The following is an 817-nucleotide window of genomic DNA, read 5'->3' as shown; positions in this document are numbered from 1 at the left end:
GGATCAGGCGCTGGCGTTGGCAGCGGCGCGGGCCGCGGCCGGCAGCGCGTTGATGATCCGTTCCATGGCCGCATCATCGTGTGCCGCAGAGACGAACCAGGCCTCGAAGACGCTCGGGGGCAGGTAGACCCCGGAGTCCAGCATGGAGTGGAAGAACGGGGCGTAGCGGAACGCCTCCTGCTTCTGCGCCTCCGCGTAGTTCTGCACCCCGGTGTCCGCGGTGCCGAAGGCCACCGAGAACAGCGTGCCGGCACGCTGGATCGAGTGGTTCACGCCGGCCTCGTTCAGCGCGTTGACCAGGGCGGTCTCCAGGGCCTGGGACTGTTTGGCGAGATGGGCGTAGACCTCGTCGGTGGCGTGGGTCAGCTGGGCGATGCCCGCGGCCATGGCCACCGGGTTCCCGGAAAGGGTTCCGGCCTGGTAGACCGGCCCCAGCGGGGCCAGGTAGTCCATCACCTCGGCGCGTCCGCCCAGGGCGGCGGTGGGCAGGCCACCGCCGATGACCTTGCCGAAGGTGTACAGGTCCGCGTTCCAGCCCTCTTGCCGGCCGGTCAGCCCCCAGTACCCGGCGTCCGAGGCCCGGAACCCGGTGAGCACCTCATCCAGGATCAGCAGGGCGCCGTGCTGGGCGGTGGTGTCCTTCAGGAACTTGTTGAACCCCTCCTGCGGGGTCACCACGCCCATGTTGCAGGGCGCCGATTCGGTGATGACCGCGGCGATGTTCTGCCCGTGCTCGGCGAAGGCCTCCTCCACGGCGGTGCGGTCGTTGTAGGGCAGCACCAGGGTCTCGGCGGCGGTCGCGGCGGTCACCCCGGCC

General features: G+C 70.3%; 1 protein-coding gene. It reads right to left on the bottom strand.

Annotated elements, in window-relative coordinates; translation table 11 throughout:
• Positions 1–3: 3 nt before the first annotated feature.
• On the bottom strand, positions 4–817 hold an 814-nt coding region (locus tag JCM19049_RS16105; RefSeq protein ID WP_279403423.1), incomplete at its 5' end, for an aminotransferase class III-fold pyridoxal phosphate-dependent enzyme.

The sequence above is a fragment of the Arthrobacter sp. JCM 19049 genome, from assembly GCF_001310435.1.
The sequence above is the reverse complement of the archived record's forward strand: the minus strand, read 5'-3'. Positions and strand labels throughout refer to the sequence as shown.